The organism is Bosea sp. F3-2 (assembly GCF_008253865.1).
GTDB lineage: Bacteria > Pseudomonadota > Alphaproteobacteria > Rhizobiales > Beijerinckiaceae > Allobosea.
This window is the reverse complement of sequence record NZ_CP042333.1, coordinates 88786-107174: the sequence shown is the minus strand read 5'-3', so window position 1 is coordinate 107174 and position 18389 is coordinate 88786. Positions and strand designations below refer to the sequence as shown.

The 18389-nt window shown below is 62.8% G+C and carries 15 protein-coding genes and 1 pseudogene; 13 read left to right on the top strand and 3 right to left on the bottom strand.

Annotated elements, in window-relative coordinates; genetic code table 11:
* Positions 1–17 precede the first annotated feature (17 nt).
* The 12 genes and pseudogenes from FQV39_RS32505 to FQV39_RS32450 all read left to right on the top strand — a co-directional run bounded on the left by FQV39_RS32505 (position 18) and on the right by FQV39_RS32450 (position 13679).
* Positions 18–1229, top strand: a complete 1212-nt coding sequence (locus FQV39_RS32505) for an NADP-dependent isocitrate dehydrogenase (RefSeq protein ID WP_149134677.1) — start codon at positions 18–20, stop codon at positions 1227–1229.
* Positions 1230–1276: 47 nt separating this feature from the next.
* Entirely contained in the window at positions 1277–1819 is a 543-nt protein-coding gene (locus FQV39_RS32500; RefSeq protein ID WP_149134584.1) for an isochorismatase family protein, read from the top strand.
* A gap of 621 nt (positions 1820–2440) precedes the next feature.
* The gene (locus FQV39_RS32495) at positions 2441–2983 is read left to right on the top strand and encodes a thiamine pyrophosphate-binding protein (RefSeq protein ID WP_149134583.1); all 543 of its coding nucleotides are present in this window, start codon (positions 2441–2443) and stop codon (positions 2981–2983) included.
* Positions 2971–3564: a thiamine pyrophosphate-dependent enzyme gene (locus FQV39_RS32490; protein WP_149134582.1), complete on the top strand. Its 594-nt coding sequence runs from the start codon at positions 2971–2973 to the stop codon at positions 3562–3564. Before FQV39_RS32495 ends, FQV39_RS32490 begins: the two co-directional genes overlap by 13 nt.
* A 20-nt stretch (positions 3565–3584) precedes the next feature.
* Positions 3585–5072, top strand: coding sequence for an aldehyde dehydrogenase (locus FQV39_RS32485; protein WP_149134581.1), 1488 nt, complete (start codon positions 3585–3587; stop codon positions 5070–5072).
* A gap of 85 nt (positions 5073–5157) precedes the next feature.
* A complete protein-coding gene (locus FQV39_RS32480; RefSeq protein WP_149134580.1) occupies positions 5158–6321 on the top strand; it encodes an acyl-CoA dehydrogenase family protein in 1164 nt (387 codons plus the stop codon).
* Positions 6321–7454, top strand: a complete 1134-nt coding sequence (locus FQV39_RS32475; RefSeq protein ID WP_149134579.1) for a CaiB/BaiF CoA transferase family protein — start codon at positions 6321–6323, stop codon at positions 7452–7454. The genes FQV39_RS32480 and FQV39_RS32475 overlap by 1 nt, the downstream gene beginning before the upstream one ends.
* Positions 7451–8308, top strand: a complete 858-nt coding sequence (locus FQV39_RS32470) for an HTD2 family dehydratase (RefSeq protein WP_149134578.1) — start codon at positions 7451–7453, stop codon at positions 8306–8308. Before FQV39_RS32475 ends, FQV39_RS32470 begins: the two co-directional genes overlap by 4 nt.
* On the top strand, positions 8305–9111 hold the full coding sequence (locus FQV39_RS32465) for an HpcH/HpaI aldolase/citrate lyase family protein (protein ID WP_149134577.1): 807 nt from the start codon (positions 8305–8307) through the stop codon (positions 9109–9111). Before FQV39_RS32470 ends, FQV39_RS32465 begins: the two co-directional genes overlap by 4 nt.
* A 33-nt stretch (positions 9112–9144) precedes the next feature.
* A pseudogene (locus FQV39_RS32460) lies at positions 9145–9300 on the top strand (electron transfer flavoprotein subunit beta/FixA family protein); the annotation flags it as partial.
* Positions 9301–9503: 203 nt separating this feature from the next.
* Complete coding sequence (pyc, locus tag FQV39_RS32455) at positions 9504–12965, top strand: pyruvate carboxylase (RefSeq protein WP_149134576.1); 3462 nt, start codon at positions 9504–9506, stop codon at positions 12963–12965.
* Between the two features lie 12 nt (positions 12966–12977).
* Positions 12978–13679 carry an alpha/beta fold hydrolase gene (locus FQV39_RS32450; protein WP_187640417.1) on the top strand — a complete coding sequence of 234 codons (702 nt, stop codon included), beginning with the start codon at positions 12978–12980 and terminating at the stop codon, positions 13677–13679.
* Positions 13680–14004: 325 nt separating this feature from the next.
* On the opposite strand, the gene FQV39_RS32445 is transcribed toward FQV39_RS32450, so the two are convergent.
* Both FQV39_RS32445 and FQV39_RS32440 read right to left on the bottom strand, forming a co-directional pair.
* Entirely contained in the window at positions 14005–14673 is a 669-nt protein-coding gene (locus FQV39_RS32445; RefSeq protein ID WP_282570368.1) for an RraA family protein, read from the bottom strand.
* 487 nt (positions 14674–15160) lie between these two features.
* The gene (locus tag FQV39_RS32440) at positions 15161–16123 is read right to left on the bottom strand and encodes a LysR family transcriptional regulator (protein WP_149134574.1); all 963 of its coding nucleotides are present in this window, start codon (positions 16121–16123) and stop codon (positions 15161–15163) included.
* A 147-nt stretch (positions 16124–16270) separates the two neighbouring features.
* Here FQV39_RS32440 and FQV39_RS32435 point away from each other — a divergent pair, with 147 nt between their 5' ends.
* Positions 16271–17170 (top strand): LysR family transcriptional regulator, encoded by a 900-nt coding sequence (locus FQV39_RS32435; protein ID WP_149134573.1) that lies wholly within the window; start codon positions 16271–16273, stop codon positions 17168–17170.
* A 374-nt stretch (positions 17171–17544) separates the two neighbouring features.
* Here the strand turns inward: FQV39_RS32435 and FQV39_RS32430 are convergent, their stop codons facing one another.
* Positions 17545–18252 carry a GntR family transcriptional regulator gene (locus FQV39_RS32430; protein WP_187640416.1) on the bottom strand — a complete coding sequence of 236 codons (708 nt, stop codon included), beginning with the start codon at positions 18250–18252 and terminating at the stop codon, positions 17545–17547.
* Positions 18253–18389: the final 137 nt, after the last annotated feature.

The following is an 18389-nucleotide window of genomic DNA, read 5'->3' as shown; positions in this document are numbered from 1 at the left end:
GTAGGAAATCAGCTATGATTCAGAAAATTAAAGTCATCAATCCTGTCGTTGAGATCGACGGTGATGAGATGACCCGAATTATCTGGGCGATGATCAAGGACAGGCTGATCCACCCCTTCGTCGAAATCGACCTGAAATATTATGATCTTTCGATTCAGAGGCGAGATGAAACCTCCGATCAAATCACGATCGATGCAGCCGAAGCAATCAAACGCTACAATGTCGGCGTAAAATGTGCGACGATTACCCCAGACGAGGCGCGGGTGAAGGAGTTCGGCCTCAAGGACATGTGGCGCTCACCGAATGGTACGATTCGCAACATCATTGGAGGCGTCGTCTTCCGCGAACCGATCATCTGTCGCAACATTCCCCGCCTCGTTCCCGGCTGGACCCGCCCTATCGTTATCGCCCGACATGCTTTCGCTGATCAGTACAAATCGAGCGACTTCCGGTTCCCCGGCTCTGGAACACTGAGCCTGAAGTTCGTAGGAAGCGACGGTGCCGAGATCGAGCGAGTGATATTCAAAGGAGATGGACCAGGTATTGCGCTTGGCATGTTTAACCTCGACGCATCCATTACTGAATTCGCGAGAACCGTCCTAGCATACGGACTCCAGCGTGGACTGCCGGTCTATCTTTCCACCAAGAATACAATTCTGAAGGTCTATGACGGCCGCTTCAAAGATATTTTCGCGGAGGTGTTTGCGACCGAGTTCGCCGACCGATACAAGTCCGCTGGGCTCACTTACGAACATCGCCTTATAGACGACATGGTCGCGGTGGCACTCAAGTGGTCCGGCGGATATATCTGGGCCTGCAAGAATTACGATGGTGACGTGCAGTCCGATACTGTCGCGCAGGGCTATGGTTCACTCGGATTGATGACTTCAGTCCTCATCACTCCGGATGGCAAGACACTCGAAGCGGAAGCTGCGCATGGCACTGTCACTAGACATTTCCGACAGCATGAGAGCGGCCAGGCGACCTCGACCAATTCGATTGCCTCAATCTTTGCTTGGACCCGTGGTTTGGCTCATCGAGCGAAGCTGGATGCGAACGAAGAGCTTTCAAAGTTTGCGGCCGACTTGGAGGCTGCGTGCCTTGAGACTGTTGAGAGTGGCGAGATGACCAAAGATCTCGCGTTGCTGGTCGGGCCCGAGCAAGCATGGCTTTCGACCGAAACTTTCATCGACAAGGTGGCTGAGCGGCTGGCCGCAAAGGTCGGCTGAAACCTTCGTTTCGTTCTATAGACCCGCCAGGGAGGAACAGGCCTTCGATGCTGCTAGCCCGAGCCCACTCCGCCGTCTTGGTGATCGACGCGCAGGTCAAACTCCTCAACGTCGTGCAGGAGCCCGACAAGGTCGCGCACCACATAACGACGATCCTGAAGGCATCCGGGCATCTGCAGATTCCCGTCATTGTTTCGGAGCAGAACCCCGAAAGACTTGGGCGGAGCGACGAACGCGTATTGCAGTATCTCCAAGCCGACGATGTACTGCCGAAGCGGGAATTCTCGTGCCTGAAGAACGAAGCGATTGCGCGGCGGTTATCGGGAATTGGCAGACAGCAGATTGTCGTCTGCGGTCTGGAGGCGCATATTTGCGTCCTTCAGACCGCAATCGACCTGCACCGCGGCGGATATGAGACCTTCGTGGTTTCCGATGCCGTGAGCTCCAGAAGCGCGACAAATATTGATCTAGCATTTCGACGGGCGGCTTCTCTGGGCATTAACATCGTTTCAAGCGAGATGGTTTTATTCGAATGGCTCGGCAGTTCGGAGAACGAGGCATTCAGAACGATCAGTAAGCTCATTCGCTGATCCAGGTTATTTACGAGGTCGGTTCTCCCCGACGAGATATCCTTCCGGCGATTGGATATCTCCAACTTGATGACCGATATCCGGATGGATATCGGTCATTTTTGTCTCAACACACGCAGAGATTCTTGGTCGTCTCTGCGGGGCTTAACGTCTTGCTGGCGAGCATCTCATGTCGGCTGCCGTAGTATGCTTCATACTCAGCCAGCAGCCCTCTGGGCTCGCGAAAGGCGGATCTTTTCCCGCCTGCGGTTCGGACGCTCGATGATGGCTCTGCTAATGCAGTGGCGACTGCGACCTTCCGCAGGTCGGCGGGATACGCAGCGTTTTCTGAGATGGAGCGGCGTAGAGCAGTATTACCGTATCTAAGTGGCGTTCATGGAGGCGACCACCTTCGTTTCAGCTTGGACTATGACGAACCTTGGCCGTCAGGGCTATCTCGACGCTGACCTAGCCATCGACGAGAACATGTCGCTCATCCGTTGAACGAAGCGGCTGAGCAGGTCGCTGCTGAGCTATTACAGATGGGCATATCTCATCGTTCAATTAGCTATTCGCTTTGTCGGATCATCGGCGATAGCAACGCCGAACGGTGTGACCATCGAGGATCTTCGGGAGATCAATATGAGTGCGGCCGAACAGGCGCAGAACGCGGAACTCAGTTGGCAGAACGATGTCTTCTCCGTCCTGAAGGCCCATGGCGTCAAACATGTCGTCTATGTGCCGGATGCCGGCCATTCGACGGCGATCAAGATGTCTGAGGCGGACAACGAGGTTCAGTCCGTCGTCCTCACCACGGAAGAGGAGGGCATCGGCTACCTCGCCGGCGCATGGCTCGGCGGCGAAAAGGGAGCGCTGCTGATGCAGTCGAGTGGCGTCGGCAACTGCATCAACACGCTGGCGCTGCAGGCGATGGCGAAGTTTCCGCTGCTGATGGTCGTGACCATGCGCGGCGACTGGGCCGAGTTCAATGCGTGGCAGAACCCGATGGGGCAGGTGACCGAGAAGGCCTTGAATCTAATGGGTGTGCTGACCTGGCGGGCGGACAAGCCCGAGGAGGTCGAGCCCCTGCTGCACGGCGCCGCGACCATGGCGTTCAACGGCGATTCCGCCTGCGCCCTGCTGCTGGGCCAGCGCCTGATCGGAGAGAAGAAATGGGTCAAGTGAAAGGCGGGACGCTCGATCGCCGCGAGGTAGTCGCCAAGCTTTTGGTGGGCCGCAAGGACCTGCTCGTCGTGACCGGCCTCGGCTCGGCTTCCTATGACGTCATGGCCGCCGGCGACCACGATAACAATTACTATCTTTGGGCGGCCATGGGCAGCGCAGCGATGGTCGGGCTCGGCCTCGCCAAGGCGCAGCCGGAGAAGTCGGTTGTAGTCATCACCGGCGATGGCGAGATGCTGATGGGCTTCGGTGCCATCGCCACTATCGCGCTGCAGAAGCCGGCGAACCTCTCGATCGTCGTGCTCGACAACGGCCATTTCGGCGAGACCGGCATGCAGGTCAGCCATGCCGGCCGGGGCATCGACCTGGAGCGCGTTGCCGAGACCTGCGGCTTCTCCTGGACTTCGGTTATCAAGGACATGGCCGGCGTCGACGACCTTAAGCCGCGCCTGTCTGCCCGCGACGGCACCAAGTTCGCGACCGTGAAGATCAAGCCGGAGAACCCGCCGCGCGTGCTACCGCCGCGTGACGGCCCCTACATCAAGAATCGCTTCCGGGCCGCGCTCGGCCAGGCGCCGATCTGAAGGCGCGGAGACCACGGACCATGGCGGAGCTCGTCCGTTTCCACAACACGGTCGGCGGCCGGGAGAGCGACAGCTCGACCGGGCGCTGGCTCGCCTCGATGAACCCGTTCACCGGCGAGCCTTGGGCCGAGGTGCCGCATTGCGGCGTCGACGACGCCGATGCGGCAGTCGACGCGGCCCACGGCGCTTTCGTCAAGGGTCCCTGGGCCGACATGACCGCCACGGCCCGCGGCAAGTTGCTGCGGCGCCTCGGCGATCTGATCGCGCGCGACGCCGACAAGCTCGCCGCGATCGAGGTCAGCGACAACGGCAAGCTGCTCGCCGAGATGGCTGGGCAGCTCCGCTACATTCCCGAATGGTTCCATTATTTCGGCGGCCTCGCGGACAAAATCGAAGGGGGAGTTATCCCCACCGACAAGCCCGAGATGTTTACTTACACAAAGCGCGAGCCGCTCGGCGTCGTGGTCGCGATCACGCCCTGGAACTCGCCGCTGCTACTCCTGACCTGGAAGCTTGCGCCTGCGCTGGCAGCGGGCAACACCATCGTCATCAAGCCCTCCGAGTTTACCTCCTGCTCGACGCTCGCACTGATGGCGTTGTTCAAGGAGGCCGGCTTTCCGGAAGGCGTCGTCAATACCGTCACCGGCTTTGGCGGCGAGATCGGCAATGCGCTAGTCTCGCATCCCAAGGTTGCCAAGGTCGCCTTCACCGGCGGAGACGCGACGGGAGCGGCCGTCTATCAGAGCGCGGCCAAGCACATCAAGCACGTCACGCTGGAGCTCGGCGGCAAATCGCCCAACATAATCTTCGCCGACGCCAATATCGACGACGCGGTGAAGGGCGCGATCTCCGGCATCTTCGCGGCGTCGGGCCAGACCTGCATCGCCGGCTCGCGCCTGCTGGTGCAGCGCTCGGTCTACGAGGAGGTCTCCCAGAGGGTCGTCGCTTTCGCGAAGACGGCCCGATTGGGCGACCCCATGGAAAAGACTACCCAGGTCGGGCCGATAACCACCCTGCCGCAGCGCGACAAGGTGCTGGGCTATATCGACGTCGCCCGCGGCGAGGGCGCGCGCTGCCTGCTCGGCGGCAAGCGGCCCGAGGCGCCCGAGCTGGCGAAGGGGTGGTTCGTCGAGCCGACGATCTTCGGCGACGTGTCCAACGAGATGCGGATCGCGCGCGAGGAGGTCTTCGGACCGGTTCTCTCGATCATCCCCTTCGAGGACGAGCAGCACGCCATCGAGATCGCCAACGACTCGATCTACGGGTTGGCATCAGGCGTCTGGACCTCGAGCATCCGCCGCGCCATCACCATGGCGGACAAAATCCGCGCCGGAACGGTCTGGGTTAACACCTATCGCGCGGTGAGCTTCCTGGCGCCGTTCGGGGGTTACAAGAAGAGTGGCGTCGGTCGCGAGAGCGGCCAGCACGCCATCGACGAATATCTCCAGACGAAATGCGTCTGGATCAATCTCGCAGAGGGCGTGCCGGACCCCTTCGTGCTGCGCTGACGCTTCCGGGCCGCTCTCAGGCGGCCCGATATTCGAAACAAGACGATTTTGGCGACAAGACGATTCTGGGTTGAGGACAGCACCGATGCAGACGACTGCCGGCGAGGGTTTCGACGATATCCGGGACGCGATCCGTAATCTCTGCGCACAGTTTCCCGCCGAGTATCATCGCAAGGTCGACGAGGCGCGCGACTATCCCGAGGAGTTTGTCGAAGCCCTGACCAAAGCTGGCTGGATGGCCGCCCTGATTCCAGAGGAGTATGGCGGGTCGGGCCTCGGCCTGACCGAGGCCTCCGTCATCATGGAGGAGATCAACAGGGCAGGCGGCAATTCCGGGGCCTGCCACGGCCAGATGTACAATATGGGCACGCTGATCCGCCATGGCTCGGAGGAGCAGCGGCAACGCTACCTGCCGAAGATCGCGACGGGCGAATTGAGGCTGCAGTCGATGGGCGTGACCGAGCCGACCACCGGCACCGACACCACGAGGATCAAGACGACAGCGGTGAAGAAGGGCGACCGCTACGTCATCAACGGCCAGAAGGTCTGGATCAGCCGGATCCAGCATTCCGATCTGATGATCCTGCTGGCCCGTACAACGCCGCTCGACCAGGTCAAGAAGAAATCGGAAGGCCTGTCGATCTTCGTGGTCGACCTGAAGGCGGCGGTCGGCAAGGGCCTCGAGGTGCGGCCGATCCTCAACATGGTCAATCACGAGACCAACGAGCTGTTCTTCGACAACCTTGAGATCCCGGCCGAGAACCTGATCGGCGAGGAAGGGCAGGGGTTCAGATACATCCTCACTGGCCTCAACGCCGAGCGCACGCTTATCGCCGCCGAGTGTATCGGCGACGGCTGCTGGTTCATCGACAAGGTGACCGACTACACCAAGGAGCGCGTCGTCTTCGGGCGGCCTATCGGCCAGAACCAGGGCGTGCAGTTCCCGATTGCCGAGAGCTTCATCGAGGTCGAGGCGGCGAACCTGATGCGCTACGAGGCCTGCCGGCGCTACGACGCGCAACTGCCTTGCGGCACCCAGGCCAATTTGGCGAAGTATCTCGCCGCCAAGGCGTCCTGGGAGGCGGCCAACGCCTGCCTGCAGTTCCATGGCGGCTTCGGCTTCGCCTGCGAATATGATGTCGAGCGCAAGTTTCGCGAGACGCGGCTCTATCAGGTCGCGCCGATCTCGACCAACCTGATCCTGTCCTATGTCGCCGAGCATGTGCTCGGCCTGCCGAGGTCGTTCTGATGGCTAGCGCCCGCTCTCCGCTCGAAGGGCTCGTCGTCATCGCGATCGAGCAGGCCGTCGCCGCCCCGTTCTGCACCTCGCGCCTCGCCGATGCCGGGGCACGCGTCATCAAGATTGAGCGCGTCGAAGGCGATTTCGGGCGCGGCTACGACGATGTCGCCAAGGGGCTGAGCAGCTATTTCGTCTGGCTCAACCGCGGCAAGGAATCGCTCGTGGTCGATCTCGCGTCGCCAGAGGGCAAGCTGACCCTGAGTGAGCTGCTTGGCGAGGCCGACGTGCTCGTCCAGAATCTCAAGCCCGGGGCGCTGGGGCGGCAGGGGTTCGCGCCGGTAACGCTGCGCAAGAGCCATCCCCGCCTGATCTCCTGCTCAATCAGCGGCTATGGTGAGAGCGGCCCCTATGCCGAGCGCAAGGCCTACGATCTGCTGATCCAGGCCGAATCCGGTCTCTCCTCTATCACCGGCGGGCCCGAGGAGCCGGCGCGTGTTGGTATCTCGATGGTCGACATCGCAACCGGCGCGACGGCGCATGCCGCGATCCTCGAGGCGCTGATCGCGCGCAGCATCACCGGCGAGGGCGCCGATATCCGCGTCTCGATGTTCGACGTGATGGCAGACTGGCTGACCGTGCCGCTGCTGCATCAGGAGGGCGGGAAGCCGCCGAAGCGGCTGGGTCTCGCCCATCCCTCGATCGCGCCCTATGGCGTCTTCTCGACGCGCGAGGGCAAGCAGATTCTGATCTCGATCCAGAGCGACAGGGAATGGGTGAAGTTCGCCGCCGAGTTCCTGCGCCACCCGGCGCTGGGCACCGACGAGCGCTTTTCCAGCAACGTCGCGCGCGTCAACAACCGCGCCGCGACCGACGCCGTGGTCGCCGAAGCCTTCGCCGCCTTGGACGAGGCGCAGGCGCGCGACCTGCTGACGAAGGTTGACGTCGCCTTCGCTTCGGTCAACGACATGGCGGCGCTGTCCAGCCATCCGCATCTGCGGCGCATCACCGTCCAGACGGAGGTCGGGCCCGTCTCTTTCCCGGCGCCAGCGCCGATACTGGTTGGCGTCGAACGCGATTACGGCGCGGTGCCCGCGATCGGCGAGCACGCGGCCTTAAACGAGCAGGAAAGGCACGCTTCATGAGCGGCGAGACTTCCACCCTCGACATCGCGCATCTGCGGAGCTGGATCGGCCGCGAGGATGTCGGCACTGAAATCGTCAGCGCCGATCTCGCACGCAAATACCACGCGACCATGGATTTCCCGGGCGAAGCGCCGCAGGCCGGCGAGATCGTGCCGCGGCTGATTCATTTCTGCCTGGCGCAACCCGCTGCCCCGACCGCCAAGCTGGGGCCGGACGGACACCCCGCCCGCGGCGGTTTCCTGCCGCCAGTGCCGCTGCCGCGGCGCATGTGGGCCGGCGGCGCCTTCGCGTTCCGCGGCGATCTGCGTGTAGGCGACGAGGCCCGGCGCATCTCGCGCATCGAGGACGTCGTGCTGAAGGAGGGCCGCACCGGCGCGCTCTGCTTCGTCACGGTGAAGCATCGGGTCGAGGCCAATGGCGAACTCGTACTGGAGGAGCGGCAGGACATCGTCTATCGCGGGCTCGAAGCGCCCGGCGGAGCGGGCAAGGTCCCTCCGGCCGCCGAGCAGGGCGCCCATCAGCGTCCTATGAGGGCCGAGGCGCCCCTGCTCTTCCGCTATTCGGCGCTGACCTTCAACGGCCACCGCATCCATTACGACCGGCGCTACGTCACCGAGGTCGAGGGTTATCCTGGCCTGATTGTGCACGGCCCGATGCAGGCGGCGCTGCTCTACTATTATGCGAGCGAGTTGCGCGGCGCGGCGCCGAAGCGCTTCAGCTTCCGCGGCCTGTCGCCGCTGTTCGACGACGATGCCTTCGCGCTTCATGCCAGCGATGATGGCGAGCGGCTGAAGCTCTGGACTGCCAAGCAGGACGGGCCGCTCTGCATGGCCGCTGAGGCTCAATGGGCATGAGCGCGTCGCTCGACTTCCTCGTGCCGATCTTCGTCCCGGGCAATCGGCCGGACCGCTTCGAGAAGGCCGCCGCCGCCGGGGCCGACGCGATCATCGTCGATCTCGAGGACGCCGTCGCTGCCGAGGCTAAGGATGAGGCGCGGGCGGCGTTGCGCTGTGGCTTCTCCTCCTTGCCCATCCTGGTGCGCGTCAACGGCGTCGGCACGCCCTGGCACGAGGCGGACATGGCTGCGTTGCCGGGCAACGGGCTCGCCGCGGTGGTCGTGCCAAAGGCCGAGGGAGGCGAGGGCTTCGCGGTATTGTGCGAGGCCTCGCCGGTTCCGGTCGTGGCGCTGATCGAGAGCGCGCGGGGGCTGGCCGATGCCCGCCGCATCGCGGCCATGCGGAACGTCGTCCGGATCGCCTTCGGCAGCATCGATTTCTGCGCCGATCTCGGTTGCGCCCATAGCCGCGAGGCGCTTCTGGCCGCGCGCAACGAATTGGTGCTGGCATCACGGCTGGCTGGGCTCGTCGCGCCGATCGACGGCGTGACGACGGCGCTGAACGATGCTGCACTTATCTCGAACGATGCGCGTCATGCGCGCGATATGGGCTTCGGCGGAAAGCTCTGCGTCCACCCGCGCCAGATCGACGCCATCCGCTCCGGCTTCGCGCCGGACGAGGCCGAGATCGCCTGGGCGCGGAAGGTCCTCGCTAGCGGGGACGGCGCAGCGGCAGTCGACGGTGGCATGGTCGACGAGCCGGTCCGTATCCGCGCCCGCGCCATTCTCAAGCGGGCAGGGGCCGAAGAGTCCGAAATCTGAACCGAAATCACTTCCGTATCGGAGCAAGTCCTCATGAAGATCTTGGTGCCCGTGAAGCGGTCGGTTGCTTACAACGTGAAGATCCGCGTGAAGGCGGACGGTTCGGGCGTCGAACTCGCCAACGTCAAGATGTCGATGAACCCGTTCTACGAGATCGCGGCTGAAGAAGATCGCCGATTACGGCCTCGTCGGCGACCTGTTCGCGGTTCTCCCCGAACTCGCCGCCGAGATCGCCAGAGCGGGGAAGTAGAACGCTGGCCGCCCATCGAAAAAAGCGATCTTATTGCATAAAATCTTATCGCTATTTTTGAGCAAACCGCCGGCTCATATGCGATCTGTCCTAATCGCAAGCCGGCGGCTCGACCACGCCTAAAGATCAAGAGGAATCCGCGATGCCGAAGGCGATCACGAAGATTCTTGTCGCGAACCGTTCGGAGATCGCGATCCGCGTGTTTCGTGCGGCGAACGAGTTGGGGATCAGGACGGTCGCGGTGTGGGCGGAAGAGGACAAGCTCGCCCTGCATCGTTTCAAGGCGGACGAGAGCTACCGGATCGGGCGCGGCCCGCATCTCCACAAGGAGATGGGGCCGATCGAGAGCTATCTGTCGATCGACGAAGTGATCCGGGTCGCCAGGCTGTCGGGCGCGGACGCTATCCATCCAGGCTACGGGCTGCTCTCCGAGAGCCCCGAATTCGTCGAGGCCTGCGACGCGGCCGGCATCACCTTCATCGGCCCGCGCGCGAAGACGATGCGCGAGCTCGGCAACAAGGTCGCGGCGCGCAACCTAGCAATCTCGGTCGGCGTTCCCGTCGTCCCGGCGACGGAGCCGCTTCCCGACGACCCAGCCGAGGTCGCGAGGATGGCCGAGGCGACCGGATATCCGGTGATGCTCAAGGCCTCCTGGGGCGGCGGTGGGCGCGGCATGCGCGCAATCCGCCACCCTGCTGATCTCGCCCGCGAGGTGACCGAGGCCCGCCGCGAAGCTAAGGCCGCCTTCGGCAAGGACGAAGTCTATCTGGAAAAGCTGGTCGAGCGCGCGCGCCATGTTGAAAGCCAGATCCTCGGCGACACCCATGGCAACGCGGTGCATCTCTTCGAGCGCGATTGCTCGATCCAGCGGCGCAACCAGAAGGTGATCGAGCGCGCGCCCGCCCCCTATCTCACCGCTGCGCAACGGGCCGAACTCGCCGATTACTCGCTACGGATCGCCAGGGCGACAGACTATGTCGGCGCAGGCACGGTCGAGTATCTGATGGATGCTGACAGTGGCAAGTTCTACTTTATCGAGGTCAATCCGCGCATCCAGGTCGAGCATACCGTTACCGAGCTCGTCACCGGCATCGACATCGTCAAGGCGCAGATCCACATCCTCGAGGGCCACGCGATCGGCACCGATGCCTCGGGCGTACCGCCGCAGGCCGAGATCCGCCTCAACGGCCACGCGCTGCAATGCCGCGTCACGACCGAGGATCCCGAGCAGAACTTCATCCCCGATTACGGCCGCATCACGGGCTATCGTGCCGCTTCCGGCTTCGGCATCCGCCTCGACGGCGGCACCGCCTATCCCGGCGCCGTGATCACCCGCTACTACGACCCGCTACTGGAGAAGGTCACCGCTTGGGCGCCGACGCCGCGCGAAGTGATCGCACGCATGGACCGCGCGCTGCGGGAGTTCCGTATCCGTGGCGTCGCGACCAACCTGACCTTCCTAGAAGCGATCGTCCGCCATCCCGCCTTCGCGGAGATGACTTACACGACCCGCTTCATCGACAGCACGCCGGAGCTGTTCCAGCAGGTGAAGCGGCAGGATCGCGCGACCAAGCTCCTGACCTATCTCGCGGACGTCACCGTCAATGGCCATCCTGAGACGCGCGACCGGGTGCGGCCGCTGGCGAACGCCGCGGCGCCGGCTACGCCCTTCAGCGACGCGCCGATCGTTCCCGGCACGCGCCAAAAGCTGGACGCGCTCGGCCCGCACGGTTTCGCCCGCTGGGTGCGCGAGCAGAAGCCGGTCCTCGTCACCGACACGACGATGCGCGACGCGCACCAGTCGCTTCTGGCGACGCGGATGCGGACCTACGATATCGCTCGCATCGCGCCGGCCTATGCGCGCGCCCTGCCAAACCTGTTCTCGCTGGAATGCTGGGGCGGGGCGACCTTCGACGTCGCCATGCGCTTCCTGACTGAAGACCCGTGGGAGCGCCTGACGAAAATCCGCGAGGGCGCCCCCAACATCCTCCTGCAGATGCTGCTGCGCGGCGCCAACGGCGTTGGCTACAAGAACTATCCTGACAATGTTGTGCGCTATTTCATTCGTCAGGCGGCGCAGGGTGGCATCGACCTCTTCCGCGTCTTCGACTGCCTGAACTGGGTCGAGAACATGCGCGTTGCCATGGACGCGGTGATCGCGGAGGGCAAGCTCTGCGAGGCGGCGATCTGCTATACCGGCGACGTCCTGGATTCCGCCCGGCCCAAATACGACCTGCGCTACTACGCCGACCTCGCGTCCGAACTGGACAAGGCGGGCGCCCACCTGATCGCGGTCAAGGACATGGCCGGCCTGCTGAAGCCCGCTGCGGCGCGCCAGCTCTTCAAGGCGCTGCGGGAGGCCACCGACCTGCCGATCCACTTCCACACCCACGATACCTCCGGCATAGCGGCGGCGACCGTGCTGGCGGCGGTCGAAGCGGGCGTCGATATCGTCGATGCGGCGATGGACGCGGTCTCGGGCGGGACATCGCAGCCCTGCCTGGGCTCGATCGTCGAGGCGCTTGCGGGATCGGGGCGCGAAGCCGGCCTCGACCCGGCCTGGATCCGGCGCATCTCCTTCTATTGGGAGGCGGTGCGCAACCAGTACGCGGCCTTCGAAAGCGATCTAAGGGGGCCGGCGTCGGAGGTCTATCTGCACGAGATGCCGGGCGGCCAGTTCACCAATCTCAAGGAGCAGGCGCGCTCACTCGGGCTGGAGACGCGCTGGCATCAGGTGGCGCAGGCCTATGCCGATGCGAACCGCATGTTCGGCGACATCGTCAAGGTGACGCCGTCTTCGAAGGTCGTCGGCGATATGGCGCTGATGATGGTCAGTCAGGACCTCTCGGTCGCCGATGTCGAGAACCCGGAAAAAGACATCGCCTTCCCCGACTCGGTCGTCTCCATGCTCAGGGGCGATCTCGGCCAGCCGCCGGGCGGCTGGCCCGAGGCGTTGCGGACCAAGGCCGTCAAAGGAGAGCGGCCCTATACGGTTCGCCCAGGTTCGCTGCTGCCAGATGCAGACCTCGCCGGCGAACGCGGGGTGGCGCAGGCGCAGATCGGCCGGCCGCTCAGCGATCCGGAGTTCGCCTCCTACCTGATGTACCCGAAGGTCTTCGTCGACTTCGCGGCGGCGTCTGAAAAATACGGTCCGGTCAGCACCTTGCCGACGTCCGCCTATTTCTATGGGCTTTCGGTTGGCGAGGAGGTCTTGCCGGAGATCGACACCGGCAAGTCGCTGGTCATCCAACATCAGGCCACGGCCGAGCCCGACGAGCAGGCCATGGTCAAGGTCTTCTTCGAACTCAACGGCCAAGCGCGGATCATCAAAGTCCCGGACCGCAGCCGGGTTGCCAGCCGGGCCGTCCGGCGCAAGGCGGAAGCCGGCCATCAGGGCCAGGTTGGCGCGCCGATGCCAGGCGTCATCTCTACGGTCGCCGTCGCGCCCGGCCAGGCGATCAGGGCCGGTGATGTGTTGCTGTCGATCGAGGCCATGAAAATGGAGACTTCACTCCACGCCGACCGCGACGGCAAAGTCGCAGAAGTCCTCGTCAAGGCCGGAGATCAGATCGACACAAAGGATCTGCTCGTCACGCTGATCTGAAAGAAACGACCGATGGCACTGCCACCGCTCGTGCTCATCCCTGGCCTGCTCAACGATGGCGAGCTATGGCGCGACCAGATCGCGGCGTTGTCGGACATCGCCGACTGCATCGTCGCGGATATCACGAAGGGCGAAAGTCTGGAGAAACTTGCCGCGCAGGTGCTCACCGGGGCGCCTTCGCGTTTCGCCCTCGCTGGCTTCTCGCTCGGCGGCTATGTCGCGGTCGAGATGGCGCGCATGGCCAGCGAGCGAATTGAGCAGCTCGCGCTGCTGGATACCTCGATCCGGGCGGACAGCCCCGACCGTGCCGCCGTGCGCAAGGCGCTTGACAAGGCGGCCCGGGCGCCCGGCAAGTTCCATGGCTTTGGGGACCGGCTGCTGCAGACCTATCTCGCCGACAGCCATCTTGGAGACGAGGCGATCGTCTCGCGCATTCGCGGGATGACGAAGCGGCTAGGGCTTGAGGTTTTCGTGCGGCAAAACAACGTCGAGCGCAAAGACGGCGCCGACGTCCTGCGCGCGCTACGCTGCCCCGTCCTGATCCTCGCGGGCGAATTCGACGCGTTGACGCCCTATGCCGATCACGAGGCGATGGCTGCGCTGGTGCCGCACGCAGAACTTGTCCGGATCGCGGATAGCGGCCATATGACCCCAATCGAGAACCCGACCGCTGTGAATGCCGCGCTGCGCCGTTGGTTGACCGCGCGGCGCTGAAGCCGGAGGGGCGTCTCAAGGGCGTGACAGAACTCAGCTGCCGGGCAGCGGCGGCCGTAATCGGGGGCGCTCCCGGCATCGCCGTCATGCAGTTTGGCTTACTCCATGGCCGGCGTTGGCATGCCACTCATTTCACCCATCGGCGGGATGATCGCCGGGAGCAGTCGTTCCTCGACGCCCGCCCGCATTGCGCGGACCGCTTCAGAAGGCGTTTTCCGCCGGTTCGCATGCCGATCGCGATCGCGAAAGGGACGGCCCTGGCGAACCGCCCATCACCCGTGGGCATCGAAGCCGACCGGACGTTGCGCTGCGGGCCTTCAGACGCTCACCCCGTCTTGGCAGCCTTCGCATAGGCGCCGGCATAGCGGCCTTCACGGACGCTGAGCATGATCTCCTCCTCCTTGCGCTCCTGCGCGCGCACCGCCTCCAGCAGTGCGGGCGCCTTTTCGGGCGAGAAGGCGACGACGCCGTCCTGGTCGCCGACGACGAAGTCGCCGGGGTGAACGACCATGCCGCCGATTGTCACGGGCACGCCGATCTCGCCCGGACCGTTTTTGTAAGGACCGCGATGGATCGCTGTGCGGGCGAAGCAGGGGAAATCGCCGTTCGCGATGGCGCCGACGTCGCGGATAGCTCCATCGATGACAAAGCCCGCGACGCCGCGCGACCGGGCGATCGTCACCATGATCTCACCGACCAGCGCGCGGCTTTCGTCGCCTCCTCCGTCGACCACCAGCACGTCGCCGGGCTTCACTAGGTCGAGCGCCTTGTGGATGAATAGGTTGTCGCCTACTGCGGTGCGGACGGTAAAGGCCGGGCCGGCCAGGCGCCCTTCTCGATGGAACGGCCGCAGCCCGACCGCTCCCGGAAGACGGTCGAGATTGTCGCTGATCACCGCTGTCGCGGCAGATTTGAAGGCGTCTATCAGGTCGGAAGCCATCGGCTTGCTCCGTTCGAGTTCAAGATTCGCGGCTAAGGGGTCAGAAGAGCTCACGGCACTCTTGGTCGTTCCGCGCAGCCTTCATCGATTGCTTCCATCGAGGTCGCGAAGGACGGCTGGATATGTGGCGAGGCCGCAGCATGGGCGACGTCGAGGAGGTAGCGGGCCACGTCGAGATCCGCGGCCAGCCGCTCTCCGCGCAGCGTCCTCCTGCCGAATCGCGCAGGGCGTGATCTGGCTGATAAGTACGTCATCGCGTCTATCAGCGTCTTGGGGCCGGCGGCTTGGCCGAGGCGCATCCTGTCCCTGCAGTATCGAAATCAGCTGCGCCGGTGAGGAAGTCGGCGACATATTGGCCTGCTGCGTGCAATTCGCGCACACGCTGACGACCGCTATCCTCGCGGAGGGCTTGAGTGCGGAAACCGTTTCCGAAAGACGTAGCTCTACCACGGGCGTTTCCCCGATTCAGAAAGTATCGGGTGAAACTAAGTTGGTGTTTTAGGCACGAAAAGCGATAAAAAATACTTTCGATTAATCGATTTTAGGCATTAGTTGTAGCTTCCCGCTCTTCCGTCGTGCTGGTCAGCATGCGACCCAGCCAGACCTGGCTCCGGACGAGATCGCCCGCGATCTGAACGAAGGTTTCACCGGCGAAGCGGGCGGCGGGGCTGATTGGTCTATCAGCCGGATAGGCGATCACGAGTTTGCGGCTCGGCGTCGGGTCAGTGAGTGGCCGTACCCTTAGGATTCCAGATTGGACGAGGCCGTAGATCGGGGCCAGGGGCAGGACTGTCGCTCCGAAACCGTTGCGAACGAGGTCGATCATGGCTCCCAGCGAGTCGGCCTCGATCTGCGCCCGAAGTTCGAATCCGGACCTCCGGGCGCATTCGTCGACGATCGTGCGCAGCCCGTGGCGCGGGCTCGGGAGCACCAAGGGGCCGTTGGCGAGCGCCGAGAAGCGTTGAGGCTCTGGCTCGACGGAACTCTCGGGATCCGCCGAAACCAGCATCAGTTCCTCGATCATGACGGGTACGATTTTGAGGGAGTGAATCGGTTTGGGATCGTACGAGACGGCGAGTTCGAGCTCGCCCCGCTGAAGCCAGTCCAGAAGGTGGCCGCTAAAAGCCGAGGCCAGCCTAACGTTGAGCTGCGGATGCGCGTCGCGCAAGCGTTTGACGAGTGGCACGGTGACGATTTCCGCAACCGTGGGTGTTGTGCCGATAGCGACTGTGCCCCGCAATGAGGTTCCCGTGGAGCGCGCGGTGGTGCGTATCGCGTCCATCTCGGCGAGGATGCGGATCGCGTGCTCCAGCACCTCCCGACCGATGTCGGTGATCACCATCCCGCGGCCATGACGCTCGAACAAAGGCACGCCGAGCTCGGTCTCAAGCTGGCGAATCTGACGGCTCAGCGCGGGCTGGACGATATTAAGGCGGTCGGCAGCGCGGCTCAGGCTGCCTAGCTCGGCGACGTGGATTAGAGTTTTGAGCTGGGCTATGTCCATGCGGAAACGTTGCCGGCGAGGGGCATTTGAGGCGACCTTGATATAGAGACAATATGGGATCAAGCGCTGTGGCTTCTATCCCTGTTTCCTGATCGGTATACGCGCTGGTAGCAAATGCTAAGCGACGGCACAGCCTAAGGGGGCAGAATGATCACGTTGCGGCAACTCGAGGCCCTGTACTGGATCGTTGAACTCGGCACCTTTGAGCGTGCGGCCGACAAGCTCAACACGACCCAGTCCGCTATCTCGAAGCGCATTCACGAACTTGAAGCGTCGACTGGGCTTGCGGTGTTTGACCGAAGCCAGCGGGGGGCACGTTTGACAGAGCAAGGCGAGCAAATTCTCACGCTGGGCCAATCCATGCTCGATCTACAGGAAAAAATTCTGATGCTACGCGAAGGTGGCGTCCCTCCGGCTCGGCGGATCAGAATTGGCGTCACTGAGCTCTCTGCGTTGACCTGGCTGCCCCGGCTGGTCACCCGCTTAAGGCAAGACTATCCAACGATCCAAATCGACCCCGACGTAGACCTCACGCGCAATCTCTACGAACGCCTTTTGGAAAACGACCTCGACCTCATCGTCATCCCCGAAGTGTTTGCCTTTCCCGATGTCACGGCCGTCCGGATCGGAGAGGTTCGCAATAGCTGGATGTCACGGCCAGATCGTGCTCCTGCGGCGAAGACGCTCAACCTAGCGGCGCTTGCTGAATATCCGATTCTGGTGCAGGGGCGGCGGTCAGGTTCGGGGATGTATATCAATCAATGGCTCAAAACGCAGGGAATAAGCTTCCCGCGCATTCTGTCGTGTGACAGTCTTACTGCACAGCTCGCCTTCGCCGTTGCCGGCCTTGGCATCGGATATTTCCCCCAGGATTGCTTCCTGCCATTGGTTAAGGAAGGAAAGCTCGCGCTCGTCGCTTCCGACCCAGAATTACCCCCGGTGCCCTATGCCGCCATGTTTCGCAGCGAGAAGCCGACTGTTCTGATACCCGTTGTTGCAGACATGGCTCGCGAGGTCTGTGATTTCTCGCGTCAGCTACAAAGCTGAGACTCCGGTCGTCCTATTCGTAGGCCGCCTTGATCGGTCCGGATTGGATGATGGCTAAGAAGCGATATCGGATCGAATGGAGCGAGTATCTCGGTTAGGCGCATTATTTCTTTTCCCCGTTCCAAAGAGCCCGCAAATCGCACGCAATCTTCCCGGCAGCGCTGATGCAGTTGTGCCATTCTTGCGATGAAGCGAATTGAGTTTCAGAACCTCTCACGTTGCGAGATGCCGGGATCAAGCACCCGTAGATCACGGAAACTGCGATCTACGAGGGGGCTCATCCGAACCGCGAGCCTATGTGAATAAAATCAACTATTATTCAATATATTATTTAAGCAGTCAAAAACTAAAAACCCGCTGAATGACAGGCGCAATCAGATATGCTTCAGACCAATCTGATGAATGAGTGGTATCAATTCGTCACGTGCGCTAATGCGGTGATAACGCGCCGCTTCGCGCGCCAATTGCACATCTCCGTCCAAAATCGCGGCAATGATTTGTCTATGTGAAGCGGCAGAGTTACTTGGAAACGCTCTCAGCTTGAGGGTCAGTATGCGGGCGCGATGCGCTTGGTCGGTCACGGTCTGCGCAACGCGACACAACCTGCCGTTCCCGCAGCGCTCAACCAGCAGACGGTGAAAGCGATCATCGGCTTCCGCCCAGCGCTTCAAATCGTCTCCCCGCAAGGCGACGTCCATTTCACCATTCGCAGCCTCTAGTTCCAGCGCCACAGCTTGACGTGCCGTTGGCGACATCACTGCAAGAAGCTCGGCCGCCATTGGCTCGATTGCGATCAGCACATCATAAATTTCGCGGATATCCTCTGGAGCCAACGGGCATATCAGCACGCCACGCTTAGGCAGAACTCGAACAAGGCCGTCCTCTTGGAGTCGGATGATCGCTTCGTGGACCGGCGTGCGGCTCATCCCGAGTCTGACTGCAATTTCCTGCTCTGAACATTGATAGCCTGGCGGGAAGGCAGTGTTTCGGATCGCCGTCTTCAATGCAGCGTACGCCTCCCCGACGAGCGAGGGGCGCGCACTTTCCATCGATGACCAATCGCTTCGGGCCGGATCAACCATGGGCGGGACTTCAGCATGCGGTCGCCTTCCATGCAAGAAAGGATGGATGATTGACAAATGCGTCTTTGGCCGGAATGATCAAACATCCAAGCTTCCATGGAAGTTGAGTGCGCGGCCCGCAGAGGCCGGAATCCGGG